Source organism: Novosphingobium sp. (assembly GCF_039595395.1).
Classification (GTDB): Bacteria; Pseudomonadota; Alphaproteobacteria; order Sphingomonadales; family Sphingomonadaceae; genus Novosphingobium.
This window is the reverse complement of record NZ_JBCNLP010000006.1, coordinates 1,101,682-1,125,747: the sequence shown is the minus strand read 5'-3', so window position 1 is coordinate 1,125,747 and position 24,066 is coordinate 1,101,682. Positions and strand designations below refer to the sequence as shown.

Genomic DNA, 24,066 nt, shown 5'->3' with positions numbered 1-24,066 from the left:
GTCAGCGATGCAGGATGATGATCCGGTCGGAGAGGCGGAAAGCGCGAAGCTTCAGGCTGCGCTGGATGTTCTCCACCGCCAGAAGCGGATGGTCCAGATCATAGACGCCGCTGACGCGCTGATCCGCCGCCGATCCGGTCACGGTGAGATAGCCACGCCGATGGCGGGCGATCTCGGCCAACACCTCGCTCAGCGGGCGGTCCACCACCACCAGTCTGCCGCTGGTCCAGGCGGTGGCGCCGTCGGCTGCGGCTTCGACCGGGCTCAGCGTTTCCGCGCCGAACCGGGCTTGCTGCCCTTCGCTCACCACTTCGGAGCGGCCTTTGCCTGCTACGGCCACGCGGTGCTGGGTCACCACGATCTCGGCCCTGTCATCGTCTTTGCGCACGGCAAAAGCGGTGCCCAGCGCGGTGGCGCTGCCCCCGGCGGCCTCGACGGTGAAGGGATGGGCCCGATCGGGCGCGACCGTAAACAGCGCCGCGCCCTTCAGCAGGCGAATGCGCCGCCGGGCTCCGGACAGATCGACCGCGATGGCCGATCCGCTGTCCAGCGTGACATGCGATCCATCGGCCAGAGCGACGCTGCGCCTCTCACCGACACCGGTGGTGTAGTCGGCGCGCAGCAGCATGGGCCAGTCCTCCAGCGCGCCCAGCACGGTCAGGGCCAGAGCCGCCGCGATGCTGCCCCCGATCCATCGGCGGCGCGGGCGGACAGGGGATGGCTTTGCGAGGGGCGGCACGTCCAGTGCCCCCCACAGGCTTTCCAGCCGCGTGAAACCATCGCGATGCGCCGGAACAGCCAGCCACTGGTCAAAAGCCTGCTGATCCTCGGGCGGCAGCGGCCCATCGTCGCGGCGGATGATCCAGTCGGCGGCCTGCTGCGCGATGGCGGCGGGGATGGGGGGCTGATTGTCATTCATGGCACATCCCTCCGGCAGGCGGTGTCATCCTACAAGACGGGATGGGCGGGCAAAACGCGACATCGACAGGCGCTGAAAGGTGGATCACAGGGCGCCTTCGATCTCGCCCATGCGGGTGGCCAGCACCAGCAAGGCGTGGCGCAACTGCTTTTCCACCGCACCGCGTGTGATGCCCAGCCGCCCGGCGATCTCATTCTGGTCGAGCCCCTCCAGCTTGCGCAGCGTGAAGATTTCGCGGCAGCGCGGAGGCAGGGCCTCGGCCAGATCCAGCACGATCCGCAACTGGTTCTGGGCCAGCGCATGGCGCTCGGGGTCGGGGGTGTCGTCGGGGATGGCCGCGGCCATCTCCTCGCCGCCCAGCCAGGGCGACCATTTCCTGTGGTGGCGGGCGCCGTCATTCACCAGATTGCGCGCCACGCGATAGAGGAAGGCGCGCGGGTTCTCGACCTTGCCGCTGCGCAGCGAGGGGATTGCGCGGGCCCATGTCTCCTGCACGATATCGGCGGCCACCGGCGGCGAGTCCACCAGCGAGCGGACATAGGCCGTCAGCGAGGCCTGATGATGGGCGACGATCGCCGCATCGCTGCCGCTCATGGTTGCGCGCCCGAGGGATGTTCGAGCAGGAAGGCGACGGGCATGGTGATGGCCAGTTCGTCGGGCAGGCTGTCGGGGATGGCGGGGAAAGGCGAGGCGCGCTGCACGATGCCAAGCGCGGCCTTGTCCAGAGCGTCATGGCCGGTGCTGTTGGCGATAGTGGCGTCTAGCAGGCGCCCGCTGCGCTCGATGCGGAACAGGACCGCGCCGCTGCCCTGCCAGTCGCCCCGCAGGGCGGCATCGGGATAGAAGCGCCGCGCTTCGAGCCGGGCCATGATCGCGCGGCGATAGGACTGGACCTCCTGCGCGGGGGCCTCGCGTCCCTCTGGCGCAGCGGGCGGTGCAGGTGCTTCATCATCCTGCGGCAGGGCGGGCATGGGATCGTCGGACCGGATGGGGGCGGGCCTGCTGGCTAAGGGGGCAGGCTTTGGCGTGTCGGCGGCGGCAGCCGCTTTCGCAGAGGTAGGCGTTTGATCCTGATGGTGCATCGCAACAAGCACTGTTTGCGGCAAGGGCTTGCGTCCTTCCTCGCCGGTATCCTGCCAGTTGAACGCCAAAGCCCCTGCCGCCACCGCCAGAGCATGCACCGCGCAAGTGATCCCCAGCTCGATGCCGCGCAGCGGAGGGCGCGATGCATGCTTCATCCTCTCCGGGCGAGGGGCGGGAATGGGCGGCGAGGCGGTCATGCGCCTGCCTCATAGTAACATGCGAATGATTTGCAATAGCCTCGATTGCATGATGGCGTGGGCTTTTCCGGTGGCGCCTGTCATGGCCCGCGATATATCCGCGCTGGAACGATATGTTGATCGACAGGAGCGACGGTGATCATTCGTCAGACTGTGCCGGAAGACCTGCCGGGCCTGCGTGATCTGTTTATGCAATCCCGCCGGACAGCCTTCGTCTGGGAGCCATCATCGGCGCAGGCCCTCGATGATTTCGACAGTCAGACCGAGGGCGAAATGCAGATGATCGCGCTGGAGGGCGGGACAGTGGCGGGCTTTGTCTCGGTCTGGGAGGCGGACGACTTCATTCACCATCTGCATGTCCATCCCGCTTTTCTGCGTCGTGGCATCGGGCAGGTGCTGCTGCGCGCCTTGCCGGATTGGCCGGCAAGGCCCTATCGGCTCAAATGTGTGTCCCGGAACACGGCTGCGCTCGCCTTTTACGCGGCCAACGGCTTTATGCCGATCGGTCAGGGGCGCGCGGATGGACAGGATTATATCCTGCTGGAATCGCGCGCCGACCTCGACCGGTAAAGGGATCGGACCGAACGGATCCGGCGTTATGGCACGCCGGCTGGATCGGTGATGGCCTGCCATGCGCCATCGACGCGCCCCGCCAGCCGCCTCTGCCAGCCGCCCGGTGCCTCGACCAGAAGATCATACCAGCCGTGGGTGGGGGCCAGCGCCCATGCCATGCTGCCGCCCTCGGTGTCCGGGGACCAGTCGTGGTGATGGGCGAGATAGGCCTGCGGGGAAACCTTCACCCCGCCATGCCCCGGCCTGACGGTCAGGTTCAGGCGGCCATCGCTGATCGACCAGGTGAGGCCGGGCTCTCGCGCCGCTGCCGTGCCGACAAAAGCGCGATGGAAACCGGCGGGCCCCAGCACCCACAGATCATAGGCCTTGTCTGCCCCATGCAGCGGCCAATGGTCGGTCACCTGCTTGCCCGGCTCGACGGTGAAGCGGCGGGGCACCAGATCGAGCCGCAACCGGTCATAGACCTGAAACACGCCCGCCAGCCCCTCTGCGGCGGAGAAGGTCAGCGCTATGCTGTCATCCGTAACGCCTCCGGACACTTCCAGCCGATAGCGTACCGGACAGGCCGGGCGGATGCCGGGATGCTGCGCGGGCAAAGGCTGGTTTTCGGGCGGGTGGGCGTCGGGCTGTTTGGCGATGGCATGGGCCCGCGCGCCGCGATCGGGCGCCGCGGCCATGGTCGCGGACATCGCCGGAGTCAGGAGAGGCTGCATCGGCGCGCTGTGAGCGAAATCGAAAGCGCTGGTCAGATCGCTGCACACCGCGCGGCGCCACGGACTGATGTTGGGCTCCTGCACGCCGAAGCGGCGCTCCATGAAGCGGATCACCGAGGTGTGGTCGGAGACCTCCGAATGAATGCGCCCGCCGCGCGACCAGGGTGAGAGCACATACATCGGCACGCGCGGCCCCAGCCCATAGGGCCGCCCGCGCAGGTTGAGATCGTCGCCCTCGGCGCCCGGCGCGCGCAGGTTGTGATATTCGCCCAGCGTGGAAACGGTGCTGGAGCCGGCGAAGCCGCCCGGCAGATCGGCATCGGGCGAGGGCGGGGCGGGAGGGGGCACGTGATCGAAAAAGCCGTCATTCTCGTCGAAATTGATGAACAGCACGGTGCGCGCCCAGACGGCGGGATTGGCGGTCAGCGCCTCGATCACCTTCGCCGTATAGGCCGCGCCCTGCGCCGGGCTGGAGGGGCCGGGGTGTTCCGATCCTTCCGCCGTGCCCACCACCCAACTGATCTGCGGCAGGCGGTCGGCCAGCACATCGGCGCGCAGCGCGTCGAGCGCCTGCGTGCTCAGCCCCTTCTCGGCCAGCACCTTGCGCGAGTCCTTATCGCCGCGATGGGCCGCGCGATATTGCAGGAAGTTGGCCAAAGGATTGTCGGTGAAATTGTCCGCCATATCCTGATAGACCCGCCAGCTGACGCCCGCCGCCTCCAGCCTTTCGGGGTAGGTCGTCCAGAAAAAGCGCGGGCTGCTGGCGGCATCGGGCTTGGCCAGATCGTCGTCGGGATTGTTGATCGCAGGGCCGCCGCCCTTGCCCAGCGGATCGTTGCTGCCGGTCCACAGGAACAGCCGGTTGGTGTTGGTGCCGGTCTGCATTGAGCAGTGATAGGCATCGCACAGCGTGAAGGCGTCGGCCATCGCCCATTGGAAGGGAATGTCGGCCTGTTGGTAATAGGCCATGGCGCGCTGGGTCTTGGCCTCTGGCCAATGCGCCATGCGGCCATTGTCCCACGCGGCCTGAGCGTTGGACCAGGTGTGCGGGGTTCCCAGCATGCGCATCAGGTCGAAATCCTGCTGCGTGGAGAGCGGGAAGGGGCGCATGCGGCGCGGCGGACTGGCGGCGGCGTCGCGCTGGTCCCACACGGTGCGGGGTGTGCCGTCCGGGTCGGCAGGGAGCGGGATGGGGAAGCGGTCACCAAAGCCGCGCACGCCCGGCATGGTGCCGAAATAATGGTCGAAGCCGCGATTTTCCTGCATCAGCACGACGATATGGGCGACATCGCCAATCGTGCCGGTGCGCCGGTCTGGCGCGACGCTGGCCGCCCGCGCCAGAATGGGGGCGAGCCCGGCAGGCAGGGAGGCGAAGGCCGCCCCTTGCAGGGATTGGCGCAGCAGGGCTCGGCGGTCGATCATTGATGATTCTCCTGATTGGCCCGGCGTATCAGCGGTTTGTGACAGAGGGCAACAGGCGCGCGGTCAGGCGCTGGCGGAAGGTTTGCGCGGGGCAGGCGGGCTGGGGGCAGAGGCCCAGTTTCAACGCCTGCTCATAGGGGCGCTGCCGGCGGTTGAAATGGGTCAGATGGCGGACCTGATCGGGTGTCGCGGCCACGTAAGAGGCCTTGACGCTGGTGCTGCCGTCGCCGTGCTTCACCAGCGCCAGTTGCAGAGCGCCACCGGGCGGGGGATCGTTGCGGCCCAGACCCGGCACGCGGAAGGAGGCGCCCAGCAGCGAGGTCAGCGCGGCGATGTTGTTGTCATGGCCGACCAGCAGGGTCAGGCGGGGCTGGTCGGGGGCGAACAGGGCGGTCAGGGCCTGACGCGCCAGCTCTCCGCCGCTGCGCCGGGCCATATAGGGCGAGCGGTCGAAGACATCGAAAAGCGCGGCATGCAGCGGGCTCATCAGGGCAATCGCCTGAGGCGTCGTCCGCCCCCAGCCGACATGCTCCATTGGCATGCCTTCCATATACTCCAGCAGAAAGACCTGCGCCGTGCCCGAGCCCTTGTCGATCGGCCCGGTCAGCGACAGGCCATGGCCATCGGCGCTGCTGGCGATGGCGCCGGGCATGGTGGCGAGATGGCAGGGGGCAGGTGTCCTGTCGCAGCCCAGAACGCGCTCCATCGTGGATAGAGCCGGGGTTTGCCGCGCGGCCATGGCGGGGGCGCCGCCGGTGTAGCGGTTGACATCCTCGGCGGCCTGCCGGCCATCGACGGTGGCGGTGCCGGCTTCCATCGGTTCGAACAGGGCATCGTGCTGGCCCAAAGGCTTATGCTCCACGGGCAGGTTGCAACCGGGGGCAAAGCCCTCGGCCAGAGCATGAGCGCTGGCGATGGTGCGCTCAGTAGCATTGGCGTGGATGGTGAGATCGTGCGGGCTCGGGCAGCCATGGGCGGGCAACAGGCCAAGGTGGCGCCATTGCCCGGCCTGCCAGCGCGCCAGCAGGGTCAGCGCCTGCGCGCCATGCGGGGTGAGCAGGGTCGGCGCGGTGGACCACTGCGCCATGGGGGCCGGGGCGAGATCGGCCAGCCCGGCCTCACCGGGCAAGGGCGCGCGCACGCCATGGCGGTAGAGCAGGACCAGCCTTTCGATCCGCTCTGTGGTGGGGCGCGCTTGCGCCGGCAGGGCGGCCTGCAGACTGATGGCCAGCGTCAGGCCGAGAAGGCGCAGGCGGCGCACGAAAGGCTGGGCGATCATCACAAAACTCCGGGGCATATAAGGGTAAAGGGGGCCACGGCGCAGTGCCATGGCCCCGGAAGGTGACAGATCAGAGGCTCCACTTCAGCGTCAGCAGCAGGGTGCGCCCGGAATCGACCACATCGGAAAGAGCCGCCGTGTCATGGCCGACATGCGACCAGTAGCTGTAGGCCCCGAAGATGTTCGCCACCGAGAAATCGGCGCGCACATTGCGCTGCAACTGATAGCCGACATGCGCGTCCACCGTCTTGAGCGGGCGCACCCAGAGATCGTCCCAGGTGCCGATGCCCAGCGCCGCATATTGCGAGACATATTCGCCGCGATATTTGAAGCTGATGTCGACCTCGGCCGGGCCCTTCTCCCAGAAGAGCTGGGCATTGGCGAGCCATGCCGGAGCATTCTGCACCTGCTTCATCACGCCCGCGCCGATGTCCACGCTGGTCCACTGGCGGGTGCCGTTGATGTTGACGCCCAGCTTGCCCATCCATTCGGGCAGGCCGGTGAAGCGGGTGCGCAACTGCGCCTCCAGACCATAGATATCGCCCGAACCGCCGTTCTGCGGCGTCTGATAGATCGTGGTGTTCTCGGCCAGCGTGCCGCTGTTGATGTAGCCGCTGCCATTGTCATACATGTAGTTGCGCAGATGCTTGTAGTAGAAGCCGCTCATCAACTGGGTCTCGCGGCCGAACTTCCACTCGCCCGAGGCATCGACATTCATCGCCTGAATGGGCTTGAGGTTGGGGTTGCCCTGGGTGATCGTCGTCACCGTATCGCCCACGCTGACCGTCGCGCCGCCGCCAAGCTGGACGAAGGCCGGGCGGGTGTAGCTCCACCACAGGTCGGCGCGATAGACGGCGTTGGAATTGGGGCGGTAATTGGCGAAAAGGCTGGGCAGCCACTCATTGTAATGGGTGCTGTTGTTGCCCCAGCCGCTCTGCACGCTGTTGCCGTCGCCCATCAGCCAATAGGTGTTGTGGATGGCGGTATGCTCGTAACGCAGGCCGGGGATGACCTCCAGATTGCCGCTTTTCAGCGTGCCGGTGAGGTAGAAGGCGCTGACGGCCTCGCTGCCGCGCATCGTGTCGCAGTTGAGGTTGTCGGTGGTGGTGCCGCCGCAGGTGTCGAGGCTGCTGTCGTTCTTGTACTGGTAGAAATAGTTGAACAGCGCGGCTTGGTTCACCTTGGGCAGGCGGATGTTGTACACGCCGGGGAAGGCCTGGCTGTAATAGCTGTTGGAGAGCCCCAGCGACTGCCATGTCTCGCCGCCATGGCCGATCAGATTGGCGAATTTGCCGTTGCTCCAGTCCACTTCGGTGAAGAGGCGATGGCTGATCGCGTAATTGCCGCCGAAGCGGATCTGCTGCAGCACCGAATTGTCGATATCGCGCGAGACATCCACGCGGCCGCCATATTTCGTCTGGCCGCTGTATTCCGAGGTGAGCTGACCCGCGCCGCGCGCCAGTTGCACCGTGTTGGCATTGTTCATCGCGTTGCTGATCGCGCTGGTCAGCACCGGCTGAGGCAGGCCGTTGATGTAGGTGATCGACTGGCCGCCCAGCGGCAGGCTCTGGCCGTTGTTGTAATTGTCCTGCTGGTTCAGGCGTTCGGAGGCCTCGATATGGTCGGGCCGGTCATTATGGCCTTCGGAGTAGAAAAGCTGGGGCGAGACGGTCCATGTGCCCATCTGCTTGCGCAGGCCCAGCGCGGCGGTGCCCAGGCTGGCGAGTTCCGGGTTGGTTTCATACCACACGCGCGGCGAGATGGTGTTGACCGAGAGCAGGTAATTGCTGGTGCCCGGCACCTGCTTCCACGATTTGCTGTCGGAGACATATTCGGCCAGCGTGGAATCCTGCTCGGTCTTGGCCGAGGCCCAGGTGCCGCGCAGATAGACCTGCGTGGTGTCGTCCGGGTGCCAGTCGAAGCTGGCATTGGTGCCCCAGCGCGTAGTGTAGCCGCTCGATGAGCCGAAATCGATGCCGGTCTGGGTGATGTTGTGCTGCGGGTTGAGCCCGGCCGCAGAAGTCTTGCCGCTGGAATCCCCGGCCAGCAGATAGCCCCAGCCGCCATCATTCTGCGCGGCCATCACGCCGCCCAGTTCGCTGTTGGTGAAATGGCGCAGGTCGTAATAGCCCGAGACATAGACGCCGAACTGGCCCTCATCGCCAAAGCGCTTGGCGATGTCGGCATTGAAACCCCCGCCGAGCCCGGCATTGCCGTAATCCTGATCGCGCGTTTCCATCCGCCCGGACAGCGCCACCGACATATGGAAGGGCTTGGCGAAATCGAAGGCGTTGGGCGTGCGGAAATCCACCGTGCCGCCGATGGCATCGCCGCTCATCTCGGCGGTGGAGGCCTTTTCGACGACGATGGTGTTCAGGCCCGAGGGCGGCAGCAGGCTCAACTGCACCTGACGGCTGTAGGGCATGCCCTGCGCCACATTCACACCATTGATCAGATTGACGTTATATTCGGAATTGAGCCCGCGGATGCCCACGAACATGCCTTCCCCGCGCGAGGCGCCATCGACGCCGCCGAAATAGGACGACCCCGTGTTCATCACATTGACGCCGGGCAGCAGCCCCAGCGCCTCGGCCACATTGTGGACGGCGGTGTGCTGCAGATCCTCCTGCGAGAGCGCCGCCACCGGCACGGAGGAGCGGAACTCCAGCGAGGCGGCATCGGCGCGCTTGGCCAGCACGACGATGCTGTCGGCCTGATCGGCGCTGTTGTCGGTCGCGTTTGCCGCTGCCGGTTCGGCAGCCGGGGAGCCGGCCACAGGCGCCGCCGCGAAAGCAGGGGTGGTCAACGCCAGAGTGGCCACCCCGGCCAGCCAGCCCGGACGAAGAGAGAGATGCATGTCAGCCTCCAGTTGGCGGCACACCATTGGCCGCTCGAAGGCGAAGGACGCAGGGGAGGCGGAGATTCCGGGGCGGCAAAAACAAAATTTTTTGTCATCAACTCGTCACCAAATGCTCCCTAAGAACCCGCGCCCCACCATCCGCCGCAGCGCCCATCCTTGGAGAGCCCCCAGAGGGCAGCATCATGAACAGCCTTGGCCAGATCGTGCCATCCATGATGCCTGACGATCTCCCGGAGGACAGTCTGGAGGCCCATCGCCCGACGCTGAAGCGCTATTTCCAGCGCCGCATCGATGCGGGCCGCGATGCCGAGGATTATGTGCAGGATGTCTATCTGCGCGTGCTCTCGGCGGAACAGGCGGCAGGGCAGGCGGGGGGACAGGAGCCCAAAAAAATTCATAATCTGCGCGGATTTCTGCTGCGCGCTGCGTCTAGCGTATGGATAGACCGGCATCGCCGCGCCAAAACCCGTATCGAGCAGGATGCCCAGACGCTGACCGACGACCTTGCCCAGACCTTGACCGACCCCGCCGCCGCCTGCCCCGAACGCACCGCCATCGCGCGTGACGAGCTGCGCGCGCTCTCCGTCGCGATCGAGACCCTGCCGCCCGTGGCGCGCGCCGCCTTTATGCTGGTGCGTGTCGAGGGGCTCAGCCACAAGGAAGCGGCGCGGCAATTGGGGCTGGAACCAAGGCAGGTGGCCAATCATGTCGAACGCAGCCTCGCCCGGCTGAGCCGCAGCCTGCTGGAGACCTCGGCATGAGCGCCGATCTCTCGCCTTCGCAGGAGGCCCGGATCACCGAGGCCGCCGCCGCATGGGTGGCCAAGGCCCGCACCTCGGGCCTGTCGGCAAGCGAAAAGGCCGAGTTCCTGAGCTGGCTGCGCGAAAGGCCCGAACATGCCGCCGCGGCCGATCTGGCGTCTCAGGCCTGGGCCGCGGCGCCTGCGGTGATGGGGCAGGTTGCGGTGCCCCGGCCCGCGCGAACCCATGCGGCGGCGCGTCTCTGGCGGCCTCTGGCGGCGGGCAGCATGGCGCTCGGGCTGGTGATTGCCGCGACGCTGGGCTGGCGCGCGGGATGCCATGATCTCGATCTGGCCACCGGCACAGGGCAGCAGCGCCTTGCCATGCTGCCCGATGGCTCGCGGCTGTGGCTGGCGCCGCAAACCAGGGCGCAGGTGGCGATCACCCCGCTGGCGCGCGCGGTGCGGCTGGCGCAGGGCGAGGCGGTGTTCGATGTTGTCCATCAATGGCGCCCCTTCCGCGTGACAGCGGGCGATCTCACCGTGGTGGATCGCGGCACACTGTTCGGCGTGCGCAACCGCCATGCGGGCGAGGTCAGCGTGGTGCTGGCCCATGGCGCGGTCGAGCTGCGCGATACGGCGAGTGACACGCCCTTGCTCAGCCCCCGCCCCGGCGAGCAGGCGCGCCGCGATGGGCAAGGCATGCATATCGCCCCGGTGGATGCTCAAGGGCTGCTGGACTGGCGGCAAGGGCGGCTCGTCTTCGATCATCTGCCGCTGGGTGAGGCGCTGGACCGCTTCGCCGAACAGGGCGCGCCCAGAGTGCGTCTGGCCGATCCCTCGCTGGCCCGCCAGACGGTGAGCGGCGCCTATGACATTGCCGACATCGCCTCTTTTCTGGACGGGCTGACGGCGATTATGCCGGTGCGCGTGGCGCATGAACGTCAGGGATATGTCATCGAACGGCGCTAGGCGGCCGGGGATGGACATGCGGGCTTGGCCATGGTGGACGGGAGTGGTGCTGGCCGCGCAGGCGGGCAGCGCCATGGCCTCGCCTGCGCCCGTGAGGGAGATCGTCATCTCGCCCCGACCGCTTGAAGCGGCGCTGATGGAACTGACCCGCCAGAGCGGCAGCAACATCCTGTTTCTGCCGGGCAGCATGGCCGGGCTGACCTCGCGCCCGGTGCGGGCCAGGGGGCTGGATCAGGCCTTGAAGCAGATGCTGGCCGGTACATCGATCAGGGTGCTGCATCAGGCGCATGGGGTGGTGATCGCACCGGGGCGGTTGGCTGCCAAGCCTGCTGCCCCACACGCGGGCTCTTTGCGTCCGCAGCCCGCTCGCCCAGCCCTGCCACCCATGGTGATCGTGGTCAGCGGGCGAGAAACAGCAACCAGCTTCGGCGCCGAGCCCTTTCACAATGCCTCACCCGATGTCGCCGTCCTCTCCCCCGCCGAGCGCCCCACCGCCCGCAATCTGGCCGAGGCTTTCGCCCGCTCGCCCGGCGTTCTGGTGCTGGCCACCAATCTTCAGGGCGATCTGGGCGGTATCGACCGCGCCGGGCGTGCCGAGGGCCAGTTTCTCGCCATTCGCGGCCTCAGCGGAGCCTTTGCGGCGGTGCGTGTCGATGGGGTCGATCTGCCGCAAAGCCTGCCTTTCGGGCGTGATGCGGAACTGGGCATGCTCTCCACGCTGGTCTTCGACAAGGCCCGCATCACCCTGACGCCGGGCGCTCAGGAGGCGGGGGATGCCACCTCCGCGCTGGTTGATCTGGCCACGCCCTCGGCCTTTGCCGACCGTCATCCCGGCCTGAGGATCACGCTGGGCGGCGATCTCGACGGACAGGCCATGGCGTATCGCCAACCCGCAGCGAGCTGGCAGGCCGGACTGCGCTATACGCATCGTTTCGGCGAGGCGCAGCAATGGGGGCTGGCGCTGGGCGTCACCGCCTCGCGCCGGATCTTTGCCACCAGCGAGCAGACCTATCAGCAGGGCACGGTCGAGCTGAAACAGGTCACCGCCGCCGGAACCACGCCTGTGGGCATCGATCCTGCCGCCAATTTGCTGCTGACAGGCCTCAATCTGGAGTTCACGCGGGGCAGCACGTTCAGTCTGGCCGGGCATGGCGCGCTGGAATGGCATGGAGACAGGCTGCAAGCGGCCTTGCGCGTGCTGCATGCCGTCAGCCGCACCCGTCAGGATATCTATCAACTGGGGCTTCAGGGCGGCAATTCCGCCGAGGATGAAACGCTCACCAATCTGGGCGGCGGCATCAGCCAGATCGCCAGCACCACCGCGCGGGCGCATTACTGGTATGAAACCAACCCCGAAAACAGCCGCCTGACGATGGTGCAGGCCCGCATCGGCAGTGCGGAGGGCCTCAAGGCACCGTTCGACTGGCAGGCGCGGCTTGGCTTCACACAAGGCGTCACCGCGAGGCCCGACCATATCGAAACCTCCTTCTGGGGCGAGAATGCGACGCTGCTGTCGCAAGGCACAGCCTTCACCGATGGCGGCGGCTATCCGCAGCCAAGCTTGAACGCCGCCGACAAGGCGTTGATCGGCAATGCCTTGTCCTACCCCGTCCACCTTCAGGCAGAACGTCGCGACGAGGAAGGCCGCGACCGCCACTGGAGTTTCGATGGCAGGCTGGGCTGGAAACCGGAACAGGGTCTGCTGTCCCGGCTGGAAACCGGCCTGCGGCTGGATCTGGCGAGGCGTAGCTGGCGGCAGATCGATGTCACCTATTCCAATCTTTTCCCCGGCGGCACGACGCTGGCGCAGAGCGGATTGGTCGATGGCAGCATCGCCGCGATCCTGCCCGGTGTCTATGATTTCGGGCTGCCGCTGGTGTCGGGCACGCGGCTGGCCGCGCTGATCGCCAGGGCCACACCCGATGCGCTGACCCTGGATGCGGCCAATGCCCAGACGCTGGACGGGCGGGAAACCAAAGCTTCCGCCTTCCTGCGCGCGGTGCTGGGCCGGGGCGCCTTCACCCTGCAACCGGGTCTGCGTCTGGAAAGCAGCGTGATGAACACCACCTTCTGGCTGGCGGGCAATCAGGGCACGCCGACGGGCGGCATCGCCTATGGCTGGAACCATGGCCATGCGCGCTTTCTGGCGTTGCTGCCCAGCCTGTACCTCGATTGGCGCGATGGCCCTTGGCAGGCCCGCGCAGGCCTGTGGACCAGCACCACCCGCCCCGCCGTCAGCCAGCTTTCCGGCGCGGCCAGCCTGACGACGCAGGCCGATGGCTCGCTGCTGCTGACGCAGGGCAATCCCGATCTCAAGGCGATGCATGCCACCAATCTCGACCTTTCGGGCGCATGGCACGGTGCGGGTGGCGTTCGGATGCATGGCGCGCTCTTCGCCAAATGGCTGACGCATTACATTTACGACGCTGGCTCTGATTACGCCAATGCCGCCACGCTCAGCGAGAATGGCCTGCTGATCAGCCAGCCCGTCAACGGCGGCACGGCGCGGGTGCTGGGCGCCGAACTGTCGGCCAGCCTGCCGCTGGGCCTTGTGGGCCAAGGCCTGCAAGGCTGGACTTTGGGCACCACCGCCACGGCGCTCGATGGCCGGGTGCGCTTGAACAATCCGTTGCTCGATCCTGTCGAGCACCTGCAGGACGCGCCGCCCTACAACATCTCGGTCGAACTGGGCTGGGCACGCGGGGCATGGTCGGCGCGGATCGCGGGGCGCTGGACGGGGGCTTTTCTGCAGCAATATGGGGTGTTTGGCACATCGCTGTCGGGCCATTCGCGGCTGGATGGCAGCGCTTTCGATATATGGGTGAGGCCCTCGCGCCAGATCGATATCGATATCGGCCACAAGCTGGGCGAGCGCGGCGAGATCCGCCTGTTCATCCGCAATCTGCTGGCGGATTTCGCATGGCGCAGCACGATGGGGCGGGCCAGCTATGCCGTGCCTCAGACCATCAGCGGGGGGCGCCAGTTTGGGGTGAGGGCCGATTATGCGTTCTAGGCTGCTGACAGCGATGCTGGGGTTTGTGCTGGCCCTTGGCGGCGGCGCGGGCAGAGTTTTGGCCGATGCCGCTTCCTTCAATCAGGACATGGCGCGCATGGCGGAGGCATCGCCCCTTTATCGCCGCGCGCGGCAGGCGGTGGAGCGCAATGTCATGGCGCTGCGCGATCCCCTTCTGGCCCGCGAAAGCCGTGAGGCGTTGCTTGAGCCGGGCAATTGCATCCACCATCGCGTCGCGCAGGGTACGGCGGAGCAGGAGGCGATTGTCGAGCGGCTCAAGGCGGCGGGTTTCCTCCCCGCTGCCCTGCCGATGGAGGCCGCCCGCGCCGGCCTGTTCCCCCCGCTGCCCGGCGAGGATGGGCCCTGTCCGCATCTGCTCTGGCCAGTCCTGACAGCAGCGGGCGGGAACAGCCATTCGCATCATAGCTGGCCGGGCGGGCTGGCCGGGCATACGGCAGGCAATCTGGCGCGCGGAGCCCGGCTGGCACGGGCCTATCCTCATATCGACAGCGATGAATGGCGCGCCGCGATCCTGTGGCATGACTGGGCCAAGGCGCTGATCCTCCCCTGGCAGGCCGATGGCACGACGCGCCCGGAACTGAGCGTGGCGGGCACGGGCGCGCACCATATCCTCGGCCTTGCCGAAGCGATGCGCCGGGGGCTGCCGGCGCGGCAGATCGCCGATCAAGCCTGCGCGCATGCCTTGCCGGGCGCCGATGGCCAGCCGGTGGCGCGCTGGTTGCAAGCTGCCGCCATCCTTGCCGACCGGCCTGCCGATCGCGTGCCCGTTCCAGCGCTCACACCTGCCTGCCGGATCAATTTCGCGGCGGATCAGGGATGGGTGCAGGACGATGCCGCTCTGCTGCGTGCCGAGCGACGGCTGGCCGGGCCTTGCGGCATGGCTCCGTCGGCGCGGATCAGCCATGCGCTGTTGGCCCGCTGGGGGACGGATGTGCCCAGTCTCGGGCGGTGCCCTCAGTAAACGTCTCTTACGTAACGTTTGTCCTTTTGCATGGCGGCGAGATAATCGCGGGCCCGGTCATGATCCATGCCCGCATGGTCGGCGATGATGCGCAGCAGGGCGGTATCGACATCCTTGGCCATGCGGCTGGCATCGCCGCAGACATAGATATGAGCGCCGCCCTCGATCCAGCTCCACAGGTCGGCGCCCTGTTCGATCATGCGGTGCTGAACATAGATCTTCTCCGCCTGATCGCGGGAGAAGGCCAGCGACAGCCGGGCCAGATGCCCCTGCGCGGCCCAGGCGCTGATCTGGTCGCGGTAATAGAAATCGCTGCTTTCATGCTGCTCGCCAAAGAACAGCCAGTTGCGGCCCTTGGCGCCTGTCGCCTGCCGGTCCTGCAGAAAGCCGCGAAAGGGCGCGATGCCGGTGCCCGGGCCGATCATGATGCAGTCGCGCGCAAGATCGGCGGGGGGACGGAAATGCGGCGAGGGCTGCAGGAAGATGCGCGCGCCCTGCTGCCCCGCACGGTCCGCCAGAAAGCTAGAACAGACCCCCTTGCGCATCACATGCTGCTGCTTCCAGCGCACCACGGAGACCGAGAGCTGCACCTCATCGGGATGCACGCGCGGGCTCGATGAAATGGAATAAAGACGCGGTTGCAGCGGTTTAAGCGCATCGACCAGCGCCTGAGGCGGCAGCGCCAGCGTGGAGGCATGCAGCGCATCGACCATCTGGCGTCCCCACAGCCAGCCATCCAGATCCTCCTTGTGCTCGGGGCCGAGCAGGGGGGCGAAGGCGGCCTCGGGATCGCGCGCGGCGACCATGTCGAGAAAGGCCTTGGTCGGGCGGGTGATGTCCAGATGATGGGTCAGGGCGTCGCGCAGGGCCATGTCATCCTTGCCCGCCAGCGCCACGGGCGCTTCGGGATGCAGGTCGAGCCGGGTCAGGATCTCGCCGACCAGATCGGGGCAGTTGACCGGCCAGACGCCCAGAGCATCGCCCGCCTGATAGGGCAGATCATGCCCGGCAAGGTTGAAGCCGAACTGCCGCACCTCCTTTTGCGAGGTGGGCGCGGACAGCAGGTGATTGGTCACCAGCGTGGTGGTCAGCGGGTTCTTGCGGTCGTGGCTGGGCTTCGCGGCAGGCGAGGGGGCGGCCACGGGCTGGGCAGGCTCGGCAAGCAGTGTCGGAGCAGGTAGGGCTGGAGCGGCCAAGGCGGGGATCACGCTGTTGATCCATGCCAGATCGGCGCCATCATGATCGGGTTCGCAATCGACGCGGTCGACCAGTCGGCGCGCGCCCAGTGCCTCCAGCCTGGCATCCATCTTGCGCCCGAAGCCGCAGAACTGGTCATAGCTGGAATCGCCAAAGGCCAGCACGGCGAAGGAGAGATGATCCAGCCGGGGCGCGTCCTCCCGCGCCAGCGCCTGCCAGAAGCTGGCGCCATTGTCGGGCGGATCGCCATCACCAAAGGTGCTGGCCAGCACCAGCACATGCGATGCCTCGGCCAGCGTTGTGGGGGCGACCTCTTCCATGGGCAGGTGGCGCGCGGCGATGGCCTGAGCGCTCAGGGTCTCGGCACAGCGCTCGGCGGCATCCTGCGCATTGCCGGTCTGCGAGGCCCAGAGGATCAGCACATCGCGTTGCGGCGCAGGCGCGGCGACGGCTTGTGCCACCAGCGGCAAAGGCGCGGGCATGCGCGCATAAAGCCCCGCCAGCAGGCCGTTGATAGCATGGCGGCGATCCCGGTCGAAAGGCGCATGGTCCGGCACGAAGGGAATGGCGTGTTCGGACTGGCCCTGCATGCGCAGGCCTTGCGTGAAGCCGCCCATATAGTGCTGCTCGGCCATCGACAGCTCGATCGGCGCGGGCGGAAGCCGCAGAAATGTGGCCAAAGCGTCTGCGACGGACGGGGCGGAGGAGGCTGGCACGCTCATGGCGGGCTCCCTGCTGGATGAGGTCCGGGCGGCGGTGTCGTCAGCGATCTCTTCGACCACGACAGGCCCCGACAGACGGGTCAGGGCGACGGCGGAAAACTTGAAATCCGGCTGCATCGAGATGGGGTCGATGGCGTCGCTGGTCACCGCATTGATGGCCAGATCGTCCCCGAAGACATCGTTCCAGTGGAAGGGGGCAAAGCAATTGCCCGGCCTCACCCGGTCGCTCACCACGGCGGGCAGCACGGCGCGGCCCCGCCGCGAACGTATCTCGACGCGGTCGTCCGCGCCGATGCCCAGAGCCTGCGCATCCTCGGGATGGACTTCGACGAAGGGGCCGGGGTTCAGCTTGTTGAGCATCGGCACCTTGCCGGTCTTGGTCAGCGTGTGCCACTGGTGCTGCAGGCGCCCGGTGTTGAGCACCAGCGGAAAATCGGCATCGGGCATTTCCTTGGCCGCCAGATGGGGGCGGGGCAGGAAGAAGGCCTTGCCGCCTTCGGTGGGGAAAATGATGGTGGGCTGATCGGCCCCATTGTCCAGATAGCGGATCGGGTTGCGGTCCGACGCCGCACCGGTCGGGCAGGGCCATTGCATCGGTGTTTCGCGCAAGGCGGCATGGCTGGCGCCGGAGATATCATAGCCCGTCTTGGGATTGGCGAAGCGGCGGATTTCCTCGAACACTTCGGATGCCGAGCCATAGCTGAACCCTTGCCCATAGCCCATCGCGCAGGCCACGCGGGCGATGATCTGCCAGTCGGCCAGCGCCTCGCCCGGGGGCGGCACGGCCTGCCGCATCAGCGTCAGGTTGCGTTCGGAGTTGATCATCACGCCCTCGGCCTCGGCCCACAGCGCGCCCGGCAGCAGGATGTCGGCATAGCGGTTGGTTTCGGTATCGAGAAAGGCGTCCTGCGCGATCACCAGCTCCGCCGGCTTGCAGTGCCGGCGATCACCTTCTGGCGGTTGGCGACGCTGGCCACCGGGTTGGTGCAGATGATCCAGCAGGCCTTCATCTCGCCCGCCGCCATCTCCTCGAACAGCGCGATCGTGCCCCCGCCCGAGGGCGTGCCCGCCTCGACCTGCAACGTGCCCGGCGCGATGCCCCAGACCTCTTCGGTGAAACGACGGTCAGCCTCGCTCAAAGTGCGAGCGCTGGCCCGGCAGGCCGGGCCCCATGTAGCCCATCTCGCGCCCGCCCATCGCGTTGGGCTGGCCGGTCAGCGAGAACGGGCCGCTGCCGGGCCGGCAGATCGCGCCGGTGGCCAGGTGCAGGTTGCAGATCGCATTGGTGTTCCAGGTGCCGTGGGTGCTCTGGTTCAGCCCCATGGTCCAGCAGCTCATCCATTCGCCCGCCTCGCCGATCATGGTGCGCGGCGCGGCGCAGGTCCGCCTCGGCCAGGCCGGTGATGCTCGGCCACCTTGCGCGGTGGGATAGTCGGCCAGGAAGGCCGGCATCGCCTCCCAGCCTTCCGTGTGCGCGGCGATGAAGGCCGCGTCGGTCTGGCCGTCGGCATGCAGCAGATGCAGCAGCCCGTTGAGCAGCGCCAGGTCGGTGCCGGGCTTGATCTGCAGGAACAGGTCGGCCTTGTCGGCGGTGGCGGTGCGGCGCGGATCGACCACGATCAGCTTGGCGCCCGCCTTGACCCGGTCCATCATGCGCAGGAACAGGATCGGGTGGCAGTCGGCCATGTTGGCGCCGATCACGAAGAACAGATCGGCCCGGTCGAAATCCTGGTACGAGCCCGGCGGGCCGTCGGCGCCCAGCGACAGCTTGTAGCCGCTGCCGGCGCTGGCCATGCAGAGGCGCGAGTTGGACTCGATGTTGTTGGTGCCGATGAAGCCCTTGCCCAGCTTGTTGGCGAGGTACTGCGCCTCCAGCGACATCTGCCCCGACACGTAGAACGACACCGCATCGGGCCCATGCTCGTCGATGATGTGGCGCAGACCCTTTGCCGTCAGCGCAATCGCCTCATCCATCGGGATCGCGCCCTGATCGCTGCTGCCCTCCAGCCTTGCATAGGCCTTGTCGGCCCGCCCTGGCGCGGTGACAGGCGTGTGGCAGCTTCCCCCCTTGGTGCAGAGGCGGCCGAAGTTGGTGGGGTGGCTCTTGTCGCCGCTGACCTTGGTGATGCGGCCCTCCTGCACCTCCATCACGATACCGCAGCCGACACCGCAATAGGGGCAGACGCTTTTGATGTGTTTGGAGGGCTGCGCAGGCGCCATGGTCAGATCCGCACGCCCTGAACGGCGGCGCCCCAAGTCGTGCGCCAGCGACGCTTCACGCTGGTCAGACCCGTCAGGGCAATCAGCGCCAGAGCGGCAAAGACCAGAAAGCCCATCGACTGCGATCCGGTATACTGCTTGGCCAGCCCCAGCGAGGAGGCGAGGTAGAACCCGCCGACACCGCCGCCAAAACCGACCAGCCCGGTCATCACGCCGATCTCGTGCCGGAAGCGCTGAGGCACAAGCTGGAACACCGCGCCATTGCCCACGCCCAGCGTCGCCATCACCAGCAGGAACAGCGGCAGGATCACCGGCAGCGACACCGGCGCCGTGGCGATGCCTCCCAGCAACACGGCGGCACCGGCATAGACGAGGCTCAGCGTCTTGATCCCGCCGATGCGATCCGCCAGCGCGCCGCCCAGCGGGCGCACCATCGATCCGGCAAAGACACAGGCCGCCGTGGCATAGCCCGCAAGGATCGGGCTCAGTCCCAGTTCGGTGGTGTAGAAGATCGGCATGGAGGACGACAGGCCGACAAAGCCGCCGAAGGTGACGCCATAGAACAGGATAAACCACCAGGCATCGGCCTGAGCCAGCATCTTGAAATAGCCCGCCACGTAAGCGCCCAGCGGCTTGGTCTCGGGCTGGTTGGGGCTGTCCTTGGCGAAGATCACGAAAGCGGCCAGCACCAGCGCGGCGGGAATGGTGGCCAGCGCCAGCACATTGGTCCAGCCGAAGGTCTTGGCCAGCAGCGGGGCGAAGAGCGCGGCGAAGACTGTGCCCGAATTGCCCATGCCCGCAATGCCCATCGCCTTGCCCTGATGCTCGGGCGGATACCAGCGCCCGGCCATGGGCAGCGCCACGGCAAAGGCGGCTCCGGCAAAGCCCAGCACCATGCCCAGCGCGATCAGCCCGTTCATCGTCTCGACGCCGAAGTGCCAGATGGTCAGCAGGCCGAGGATGACGATGGTCTGGCTGATGATGCCGGTGGTCTTCTGCCCGATGCGGTCGGCCAGAAAGCCGTTGACCAGACGCAGCACCGCCCCCGCCAGCGTCGGCACGGCGACGACAAAGCCCTTTTCGGCGGGCGACAGGCCCAGCGCCTTGGAAAAGATCGGCGCCAGCGGGCCTAGCAGGTTCCACACCATGAAGGCCACGTCGAAATACAGGAACGCCATGATCAGCGTGGGCCGGTGGCCCGATTTCCAGAACGAAGTATCGGTCATTGATGTGCTCCCCCAAGGCAAGAGAAACCGGCTTGACGGGCCGGGGGCATGGCGGCTCCCATCGCGTGCATGTGTGCACGGGGGAGGGCCAGGCGTTGATACAGGCAGGACGATTGTGGGCGGCGGTGGGCTGGGCGACCCGGCAGGGACCGCGCCCGGACAATCAGGATTTCGCCGGCGCATGGCTGGGCAGCGAGGGGGAGCGCGCCCGCCATGGCATGGCCGCCGCGCTGGCTGACGGGGTCAGCGGCGGCAAGGCGGGGCGCGTGGCGGCGGAACTGGCCGTGCGCGCGATGATCGAGGGCTATTACGCCCAGCCCGACACGATCGGCGTGGCCGCTGCCGTGGACCGCGTGATGGCGCCCTTCAACCGCTGGCTGACCGCGATGGGGCGTGGTGACGGCATGGCGCATAGTGCGACCACTTTTACCGGATTGGTGATACGTGGTCGCAAGGCCCATGTGCTGCATGTGGGCGACAGCCGCGCCTGGCATCTGCGCGGCGACCGTCTGGCGCAGATCACCACCGACCACACCCATTCGCATCCGGACCGGCGCCATATCCTGCTGCGCGGGCTCGGTCTGGAGGAGCATCTGCGGCTCGATCACCACGAGCTGGCGCTGGCCGAGCATGATCGCCTGCTGCTCACCAGCGATGGTGTGCATGGAGTGCTGGGGACGCGCCGTCTGGCCGATCTGCTGGGCGCGCGGCGCTCGGCTCAGGCCGATGCCGAGGCGATTGTCGAGGCGGCGCTGAGTGCTGGCGGGCAGGACAATGCAACCGCTTTGGTGATCGATGTGGTCAGCCTGCCCGCGCTGGATCACGATGCCATCGCCGGTGATCTGGCCGCACTGCCCATCCTGCCTCCGCCGGTGGAGGGCGAGAGTGTCGATGGTTTCCAGCTTGGCCGCATGCTCTCCGATGGGCGCTACACCCGCTTGTTCCTCGCCAGCGACAGCGTGAGCGGGCAGCAGGTGGTGGTGAAATTCCCCAAGCTGGCGCTGCTCTCCGAAACGGGCGCGCGGGCGGCCTTCACCCGCGAGATGCTGGTGGGCAGCCGGGTGGACAGTCCCTTCGTCGGCGCGGCCTGGCCGGTGGCCGCCGAGCGGCAGACCCGGCTCTACGGCGTGCAGCCCCATTACGCTGGGCAGACGCTGGAGGAGCGTCTGGCCCATCCCGTCGGCCTGAAGGAAGGATTGCACATCGCCATTGCCCTGACGCGCGGCGTTGCGGCGCTGCATCGCCTCAGCATCATCCACCGCGACATTAAGCCGGACAATGTGATCCTGACGCAGGATGGCGGCTTGCGGCTGATCGATCTGGGCGTCGCGCGCCTGCCGCGCGTCGAGGATTTTGCCGGAGACGAAATCCCCGGCAGCCCGGCCTATATGGCGCCCGAAATGTTCGACGGGCAACCCGGCAACGAGGCCACCGACCAGTTCGCGCTGGGCATCTGCCTGTGGCGTCTTTTCACCGAGATCTGGCCCTATGGCGAGGTCGAGGCTTTCAGCCGCCCGCGCTTCCGCCGCCCCGAGGCGCCCGGCAAGGCTCGCCCTGATCTGCCAGCCTGGCTGGAGGCGGTGCTGATGCGCTGCGTCGCCATCGAACCGGGCGAGCGTTTCGGCGATGTCGTCGATCTGCTGCGCGCGCTGGAGGGTGGAGCGGCTGTGCCCCGGCGCCGTCTGCGCAGCGTGCCCTTGATCGAGCGCCACCCGGTGCGCTTCTGGCAGCTTCTGTGCTTGCTGTTGCTGGTGGCTCTGGTGATATCGCTGGTGAGGCGCTGACGGCATGGCGGATTTCCCAAAGGAAGACCGGGTCCTGCGAAGCGGAACCGGCGGCGCCATTGCCGAAGCGAAGAAAAGGGAGGAACCGCATCACGTCGGTTCCGAAAGAGCCATCCGCGTCCTTGCGGAAGGCTGTGACAACAAGAATGCCGATTCGTGGTTCATGATGCAAGTGCGAAATGACGTAGGATGATGAAGGATGCCCCATTGCCAAGCGCCGCTCCGCGCGCCACCCTCGCGCGTATGCGTGTGGCCATTGTCGATGAAAGCGCAACCCGTGCCGCGGTGATCGGCGAAGGGTTCGCCGCTCTGGAAGATTGCGAGCTTTTCGTCGTGACCGAACGGCGTGGGCTGGTGGCGCGCATGGCGCAGATCGACCCCGATATCGTGTTGATGGATCTGGGCAATCCCAGTCGCGACGTGTTGGAGGAATATTTCACCGTCAGCCGCGTGCTGGACCGGCCCATCGCCATGTTCGTGGACGAATCGGATGAGGAATCGATCGGCGCCAGCATCGATGCGGGCGTCTCGGCCTATGTGGTGGATGGCTTTGCGCCGCATCGCATAAGGCCCATTCTCGATCTGGCGATCCGGCGTTTCAGCGCCTATTCCCGGCTGCAGACCGATTTGGCCGAGGCACGCGGGCGCCTGGCCGAGCGCGACGCGATCGATGGCGCCAAGCGCATCCTGATGACCACCCGCCGCCTGAGCGAGCCCGAAGCCTATGCCGAATTGCGCAAGACCGCGATGAACCAGGGCCGCCGCATCGCCGATATCGCCGAAGCGGTCGTCACCGCGCATAATCTGCTGGGAGGCGCCTTATGAGCGCAGCATTTTCGATTGGATTCCTGCCGCTTGTCGATGCGGCGCTGCCCATTCTGGCGCATGAACACGGCTTTGCCCGCGAAGAGGGGCTGGACCTCACGCTGGTCAAGGATGTGAGCTGGGCCACGGTGCAGGACCGCCTGCTCTATGGCCAGACCGATGCCGCGCATATGGTCGCGCCTTTGGCCATCGCCACCACGCTGGGGCGCGGAAGGCCGGCGCAGCCGCTGTCGGTGCCCTTTGTGCTGGGGCTGAACGGCAATGCGATTACCCTGCGGCCCGATCTGGCGGCGCGGGTCAATCCGGCGGGCGGGCTGGGCGTTCCGGCGGAGGTTGGCGCGGCGCTGAAGGCGGTGGCGCAAGAGCGGGCTTCTGCGGGCGATCCTCTGCGGTTTGGCGTGGTGCATCGCTATTCCAGCCACAATTACATGCTGCGCTATTGGCTGAAGGCCTGCGGTATCCAGCCTGATCGCGATGTCGAGATCGTCACCGTGCCGCCGCCCTTCTGCGCCGACGCGCTGGATGCTGGCGAGGTCGATGGGATCTGCGTGGGCGAGCCCTGGAACAGCGTCGCGGTGGAGCGTGGCGTGGGGACCATCGTGCTGGCCACGGCGCAAATCTGGCGGCGCGGCGTGGAAAAGGTGCTGGCCATGCGCGAGCCGGTGATGGAGCAGCGGCGCGGGGAGGTGGAAGCTCTGGTGCGGGCGCTTCGCCGTGCGGCGCAGCATTTCGTCGATCCCGAGGCCTTGCGGGCCCATGCCGAAATTCTCGCGCGGCCTGAATATCTGGATGGGAATGCCGGGTTGATCGAGCGGGCTTTGGCTGATCGCCTGTTGCTGCATCGCGGCGGCGATCTCACGTATTTCCCTGATTTCATGTTCCAATATCGCGAGGCGGCCAACTTCCCCTGGGTCAGTCAGGCGCAGTGGCTCTACACGCAGATGGTGCGCTGGGACGGGACGGGCTTTTCCGCGGAAGATGCCGAGCGGGCCGGGCGCGTCTTCCGCCCCGATGTCTATCGCAGCGCTCTGCTGGGGACAGGCGAGCCGTTGCCGGGGGCCAGTTCCAAGGTCGAGGGCAGCCTGACCAGGATCACCGCCGTTTCCACCCAGCAGGGTGATATGGTGCTGGAAGATAACCGCTTTTTCGATGGTCTGGTGTTCGATCCGCTGCATATCGCGGAGTATGCCGAGAGCCTGCCGTAAAGGTGTTCTGAAAATTTTCGTGCTGCATTGCAAAAATTAGACTTGGCAGAAATCCCGTAAAGCCCTTAGCCTAAGCACAGAACGAGCCGGGCCGGTCCAAGGATGGATCGAACATCCCCGGCGGTTCGACAGCAT

At 66.9% G+C, this 24,066-nt stretch carries 18 protein-coding genes; 8 read left to right on the top strand and 10 right to left on the bottom strand.

Translation table 11 applies throughout. From position 1 onward, the window contains the following. Position 1: 1 nt before the first annotated feature. From ABDW49_RS24795 to ABDW49_RS24785, 3 genes are all read right to left on the bottom strand, one after another. Positions 2-919 (bottom strand): FecR family protein, encoded by a 918-nt coding sequence (locus ABDW49_RS24795; protein ID WP_343616175.1) that lies wholly within the window; start codon positions 917-919, stop codon positions 2-4. Between the two features lie 84 nt (positions 920-1,003). After that, the gene (locus ABDW49_RS24790; RefSeq protein ID WP_343616173.1) at positions 1,004-1,513 is read right to left on the bottom strand and encodes a sigma-70 family RNA polymerase sigma factor; all 510 of its coding nucleotides are present in this window, start codon (positions 1,511-1,513) and stop codon (positions 1,004-1,006) included. Beyond that, positions 1,510-2,157: an energy transducer TonB gene (locus ABDW49_RS24785; RefSeq protein WP_343616171.1), complete on the bottom strand. Its 648-nt coding sequence runs from the start codon at positions 2,155-2,157 to the stop codon at positions 1,510-1,512. Before ABDW49_RS24785 ends, ABDW49_RS24790 begins: the two co-directional genes overlap by 4 nt. 177 nt (positions 2,158-2,334) lie before the next feature. Here ABDW49_RS24785 and ABDW49_RS24780 point away from each other — a divergent pair, with 177 nt between their 5' ends. Continuing rightward, positions 2,335-2,769, top strand: a complete 435-nt coding sequence (locus ABDW49_RS24780; RefSeq protein WP_343616169.1) for a GNAT family N-acetyltransferase — start codon at positions 2,335-2,337, stop codon at positions 2,767-2,769. A gap of 26 nt (positions 2,770-2,795) precedes the next feature. Here ABDW49_RS24780 and ABDW49_RS24775 read toward each other — a convergent pair whose 3' ends face one another. From ABDW49_RS24775 to ABDW49_RS24765, 3 genes are all read right to left on the bottom strand, one after another. Then, complete coding sequence (locus ABDW49_RS24775) at positions 2,796-4,907, bottom strand: phospholipase C, phosphocholine-specific (protein WP_343616167.1); 2,112 nt, start codon at positions 4,905-4,907, stop codon at positions 2,796-2,798. 28 nt (positions 4,908-4,935) lie between these two features. Continuing rightward, on the bottom strand, positions 4,936-6,186 hold the full coding sequence (locus ABDW49_RS24770; protein ID WP_343616165.1) for a histidine-type phosphatase: 1,251 nt from the start codon (positions 6,184-6,186) through the stop codon (positions 4,936-4,938). A 70-nt stretch (positions 6,187-6,256) separates the two neighbouring features. Next, positions 6,257-9,043, bottom strand: coding sequence for a TonB-dependent receptor (locus ABDW49_RS24765; protein ID WP_343616163.1), 2,787 nt, complete (start codon positions 9,041-9,043; stop codon positions 6,257-6,259). A gap of 185 nt (positions 9,044-9,228) precedes the next feature. Here ABDW49_RS24765 and ABDW49_RS24760 point away from each other — a divergent pair, with 185 nt between their 5' ends. From ABDW49_RS24760 to ABDW49_RS24745, 4 genes are read left to right on the top strand one after another with little or no spacing between them, the layout of a single operon-like run. Then, positions 9,229-9,807: an RNA polymerase sigma factor gene (locus ABDW49_RS24760; protein ID WP_343616161.1), complete on the top strand. Its 579-nt coding sequence runs from the start codon at positions 9,229-9,231 to the stop codon at positions 9,805-9,807. Then, positions 9,804-10,757: a FecR domain-containing protein gene (locus ABDW49_RS24755; protein ID WP_343616158.1), complete on the top strand. Its 954-nt coding sequence runs from the start codon at positions 9,804-9,806 to the stop codon at positions 10,755-10,757. Before ABDW49_RS24760 ends, ABDW49_RS24755 begins: the two co-directional genes overlap by 4 nt. A gap of 10 nt (positions 10,758-10,767) precedes the next feature. Then, positions 10,768-13,770 (top strand): outer membrane beta-barrel protein, encoded by a 3,003-nt coding sequence (locus tag ABDW49_RS24750; protein ID WP_343616156.1) that lies wholly within the window; start codon positions 10,768-10,770, stop codon positions 13,768-13,770. Then, a complete protein-coding gene (locus tag ABDW49_RS24745) occupies positions 13,760-14,752 on the top strand; it encodes a hypothetical protein (protein WP_343616154.1) in 993 nt (330 codons plus the stop codon). Before ABDW49_RS24750 ends, ABDW49_RS24745 begins: the two co-directional genes overlap by 11 nt. Here ABDW49_RS24745 and ABDW49_RS24740 read toward each other — a convergent pair. Genes ABDW49_RS24740 through ABDW49_RS24725 form a run of 4 tightly spaced genes read right to left on the bottom strand, consistent with a single transcriptional unit; the run spans position 14,746 to position 20,117 of the window. Then, on the bottom strand, positions 14,746-17,589 hold the full coding sequence (locus ABDW49_RS24740; RefSeq protein WP_343616152.1) for a molybdopterin dinucleotide binding domain-containing protein: 2,844 nt from the start codon (positions 17,587-17,589) through the stop codon (positions 14,746-14,748). The genes ABDW49_RS24745 and ABDW49_RS24740 overlap by 7 nt on opposite strands. Continuing rightward, entirely contained in the window at positions 17,586-17,810 is a 225-nt protein-coding gene (locus ABDW49_RS24735) for a hypothetical protein (RefSeq protein ID WP_343616150.1), read from the bottom strand. Before ABDW49_RS24735 ends, ABDW49_RS24740 begins: the two co-directional genes overlap by 4 nt. Beyond that, positions 17,797-18,891 (bottom strand): molybdopterin-dependent oxidoreductase, encoded by a 1,095-nt coding sequence (locus ABDW49_RS24730; RefSeq protein WP_343616148.1) that lies wholly within the window; start codon positions 18,889-18,891, stop codon positions 17,797-17,799. Before ABDW49_RS24730 ends, ABDW49_RS24735 begins: the two co-directional genes overlap by 14 nt. 2 nt (positions 18,892-18,893) lie before the next feature. Continuing rightward, a complete protein-coding gene (locus tag ABDW49_RS24725) occupies positions 18,894-20,117 on the bottom strand; it encodes an MFS transporter (protein ID WP_343616146.1) in 1,224 nt (407 codons plus the stop codon). Positions 20,118-20,212: 95 nt separating this feature from the next. On the opposite strand from ABDW49_RS24725, the gene ABDW49_RS24720 reads away from it, so the two are divergent. The 3 genes from ABDW49_RS24720 (at position 20,213) to ABDW49_RS24710 (ending at position 23,931) form a co-directional block, all read left to right on the top strand. Further along, positions 20,213-21,901, top strand: a complete 1,689-nt coding sequence (locus ABDW49_RS24720; RefSeq protein WP_343616144.1) for a protein kinase — start codon at positions 20,213-20,215, stop codon at positions 21,899-21,901. 243 nt (positions 21,902-22,144) lie between these two features. Next, positions 22,145-22,726: an ANTAR domain-containing protein gene (locus ABDW49_RS24715; RefSeq protein WP_343617391.1), complete on the top strand. Its 582-nt coding sequence runs from the start codon at positions 22,145-22,147 to the stop codon at positions 22,724-22,726. After that, positions 22,723-23,931: an ABC transporter substrate-binding protein gene (locus ABDW49_RS24710; protein ID WP_343616142.1), complete on the top strand. Its 1,209-nt coding sequence runs from the start codon at positions 22,723-22,725 to the stop codon at positions 23,929-23,931. Before ABDW49_RS24715 ends, ABDW49_RS24710 begins: the two co-directional genes overlap by 4 nt. Positions 23,932-24,066 lie beyond the last annotated feature (135 nt).

What these genes read in the sequence shown, in the direction of transcription:
- ABDW49_RS24795 (WP_343616175.1), bottom strand. Translation starts at nt 919, where the DNA reads ATGAATGACAATCAGCCCCCCATCCCCGCCGCCATCGCGCAGCAGGCC.
- ABDW49_RS24790 (WP_343616173.1), bottom strand. Translation starts at nt 1,513, where the DNA reads ATGAGCGGCAGCGATGCGGCGATCGTCGCCCATCATCAGGCCTCGCTG.
- ABDW49_RS24785 (WP_343616171.1), bottom strand. Translation starts at nt 2,157, where the DNA reads ATGAAGCATGCATCGCGCCCTCCGCTGCGCGGCATCGAGCTGGGGATC.
- ABDW49_RS24775 (WP_343616167.1), bottom strand. Translation starts at nt 4,907, where the DNA reads ATGATCGACCGCCGAGCCCTGCTGCGCCAATCCCTGCAAGGGGCGGCC.
- ABDW49_RS24770 (WP_343616165.1), bottom strand. Translation starts at nt 6,186, where the DNA reads ATGATCGCCCAGCCTTTCGTGCGCCGCCTGCGCCTTCTCGGCCTGACG.
- ABDW49_RS24765 (WP_343616163.1), bottom strand. Translation starts at nt 9,043, where the DNA reads ATGCATCTCTCTCTTCGTCCGGGCTGGCTGGCCGGGGTGGCCACTCTG.
- ABDW49_RS24760 (WP_343616161.1), top strand. Translation starts at nt 9,229, where the DNA reads ATGAACAGCCTTGGCCAGATCGTGCCATCCATGATGCCTGACGATCTC.
- ABDW49_RS24755 (WP_343616158.1), top strand. Translation starts at nt 9,804, where the DNA reads ATGAGCGCCGATCTCTCGCCTTCGCAGGAGGCCCGGATCACCGAGGCC.
- ABDW49_RS24750 (WP_343616156.1), top strand. Translation starts at nt 10,768, where the DNA reads ATGGACATGCGGGCTTGGCCATGGTGGACGGGAGTGGTGCTGGCCGCG.
- ABDW49_RS24745 (WP_343616154.1), top strand. Translation starts at nt 13,760, where the DNA reads ATGCGTTCTAGGCTGCTGACAGCGATGCTGGGGTTTGTGCTGGCCCTT.
- ABDW49_RS24730 (WP_343616148.1), bottom strand. Translation starts at nt 18,891, where the DNA reads ATGGCGCCTGCGCAGCCCTCCAAACACATCAAAAGCGTCTGCCCCTAT.
- ABDW49_RS24725 (WP_343616146.1), bottom strand. Translation starts at nt 20,117, where the DNA reads ATGACCGATACTTCGTTCTGGAAATCGGGCCACCGGCCCACGCTGATC.
- ABDW49_RS24715 (WP_343617391.1), top strand. Translation starts at nt 22,145, where the DNA reads ATGCGTGTGGCCATTGTCGATGAAAGCGCAACCCGTGCCGCGGTGATC.
- ABDW49_RS24710 (WP_343616142.1), top strand. Translation starts at nt 22,723, where the DNA reads ATGAGCGCAGCATTTTCGATTGGATTCCTGCCGCTTGTCGATGCGGCG.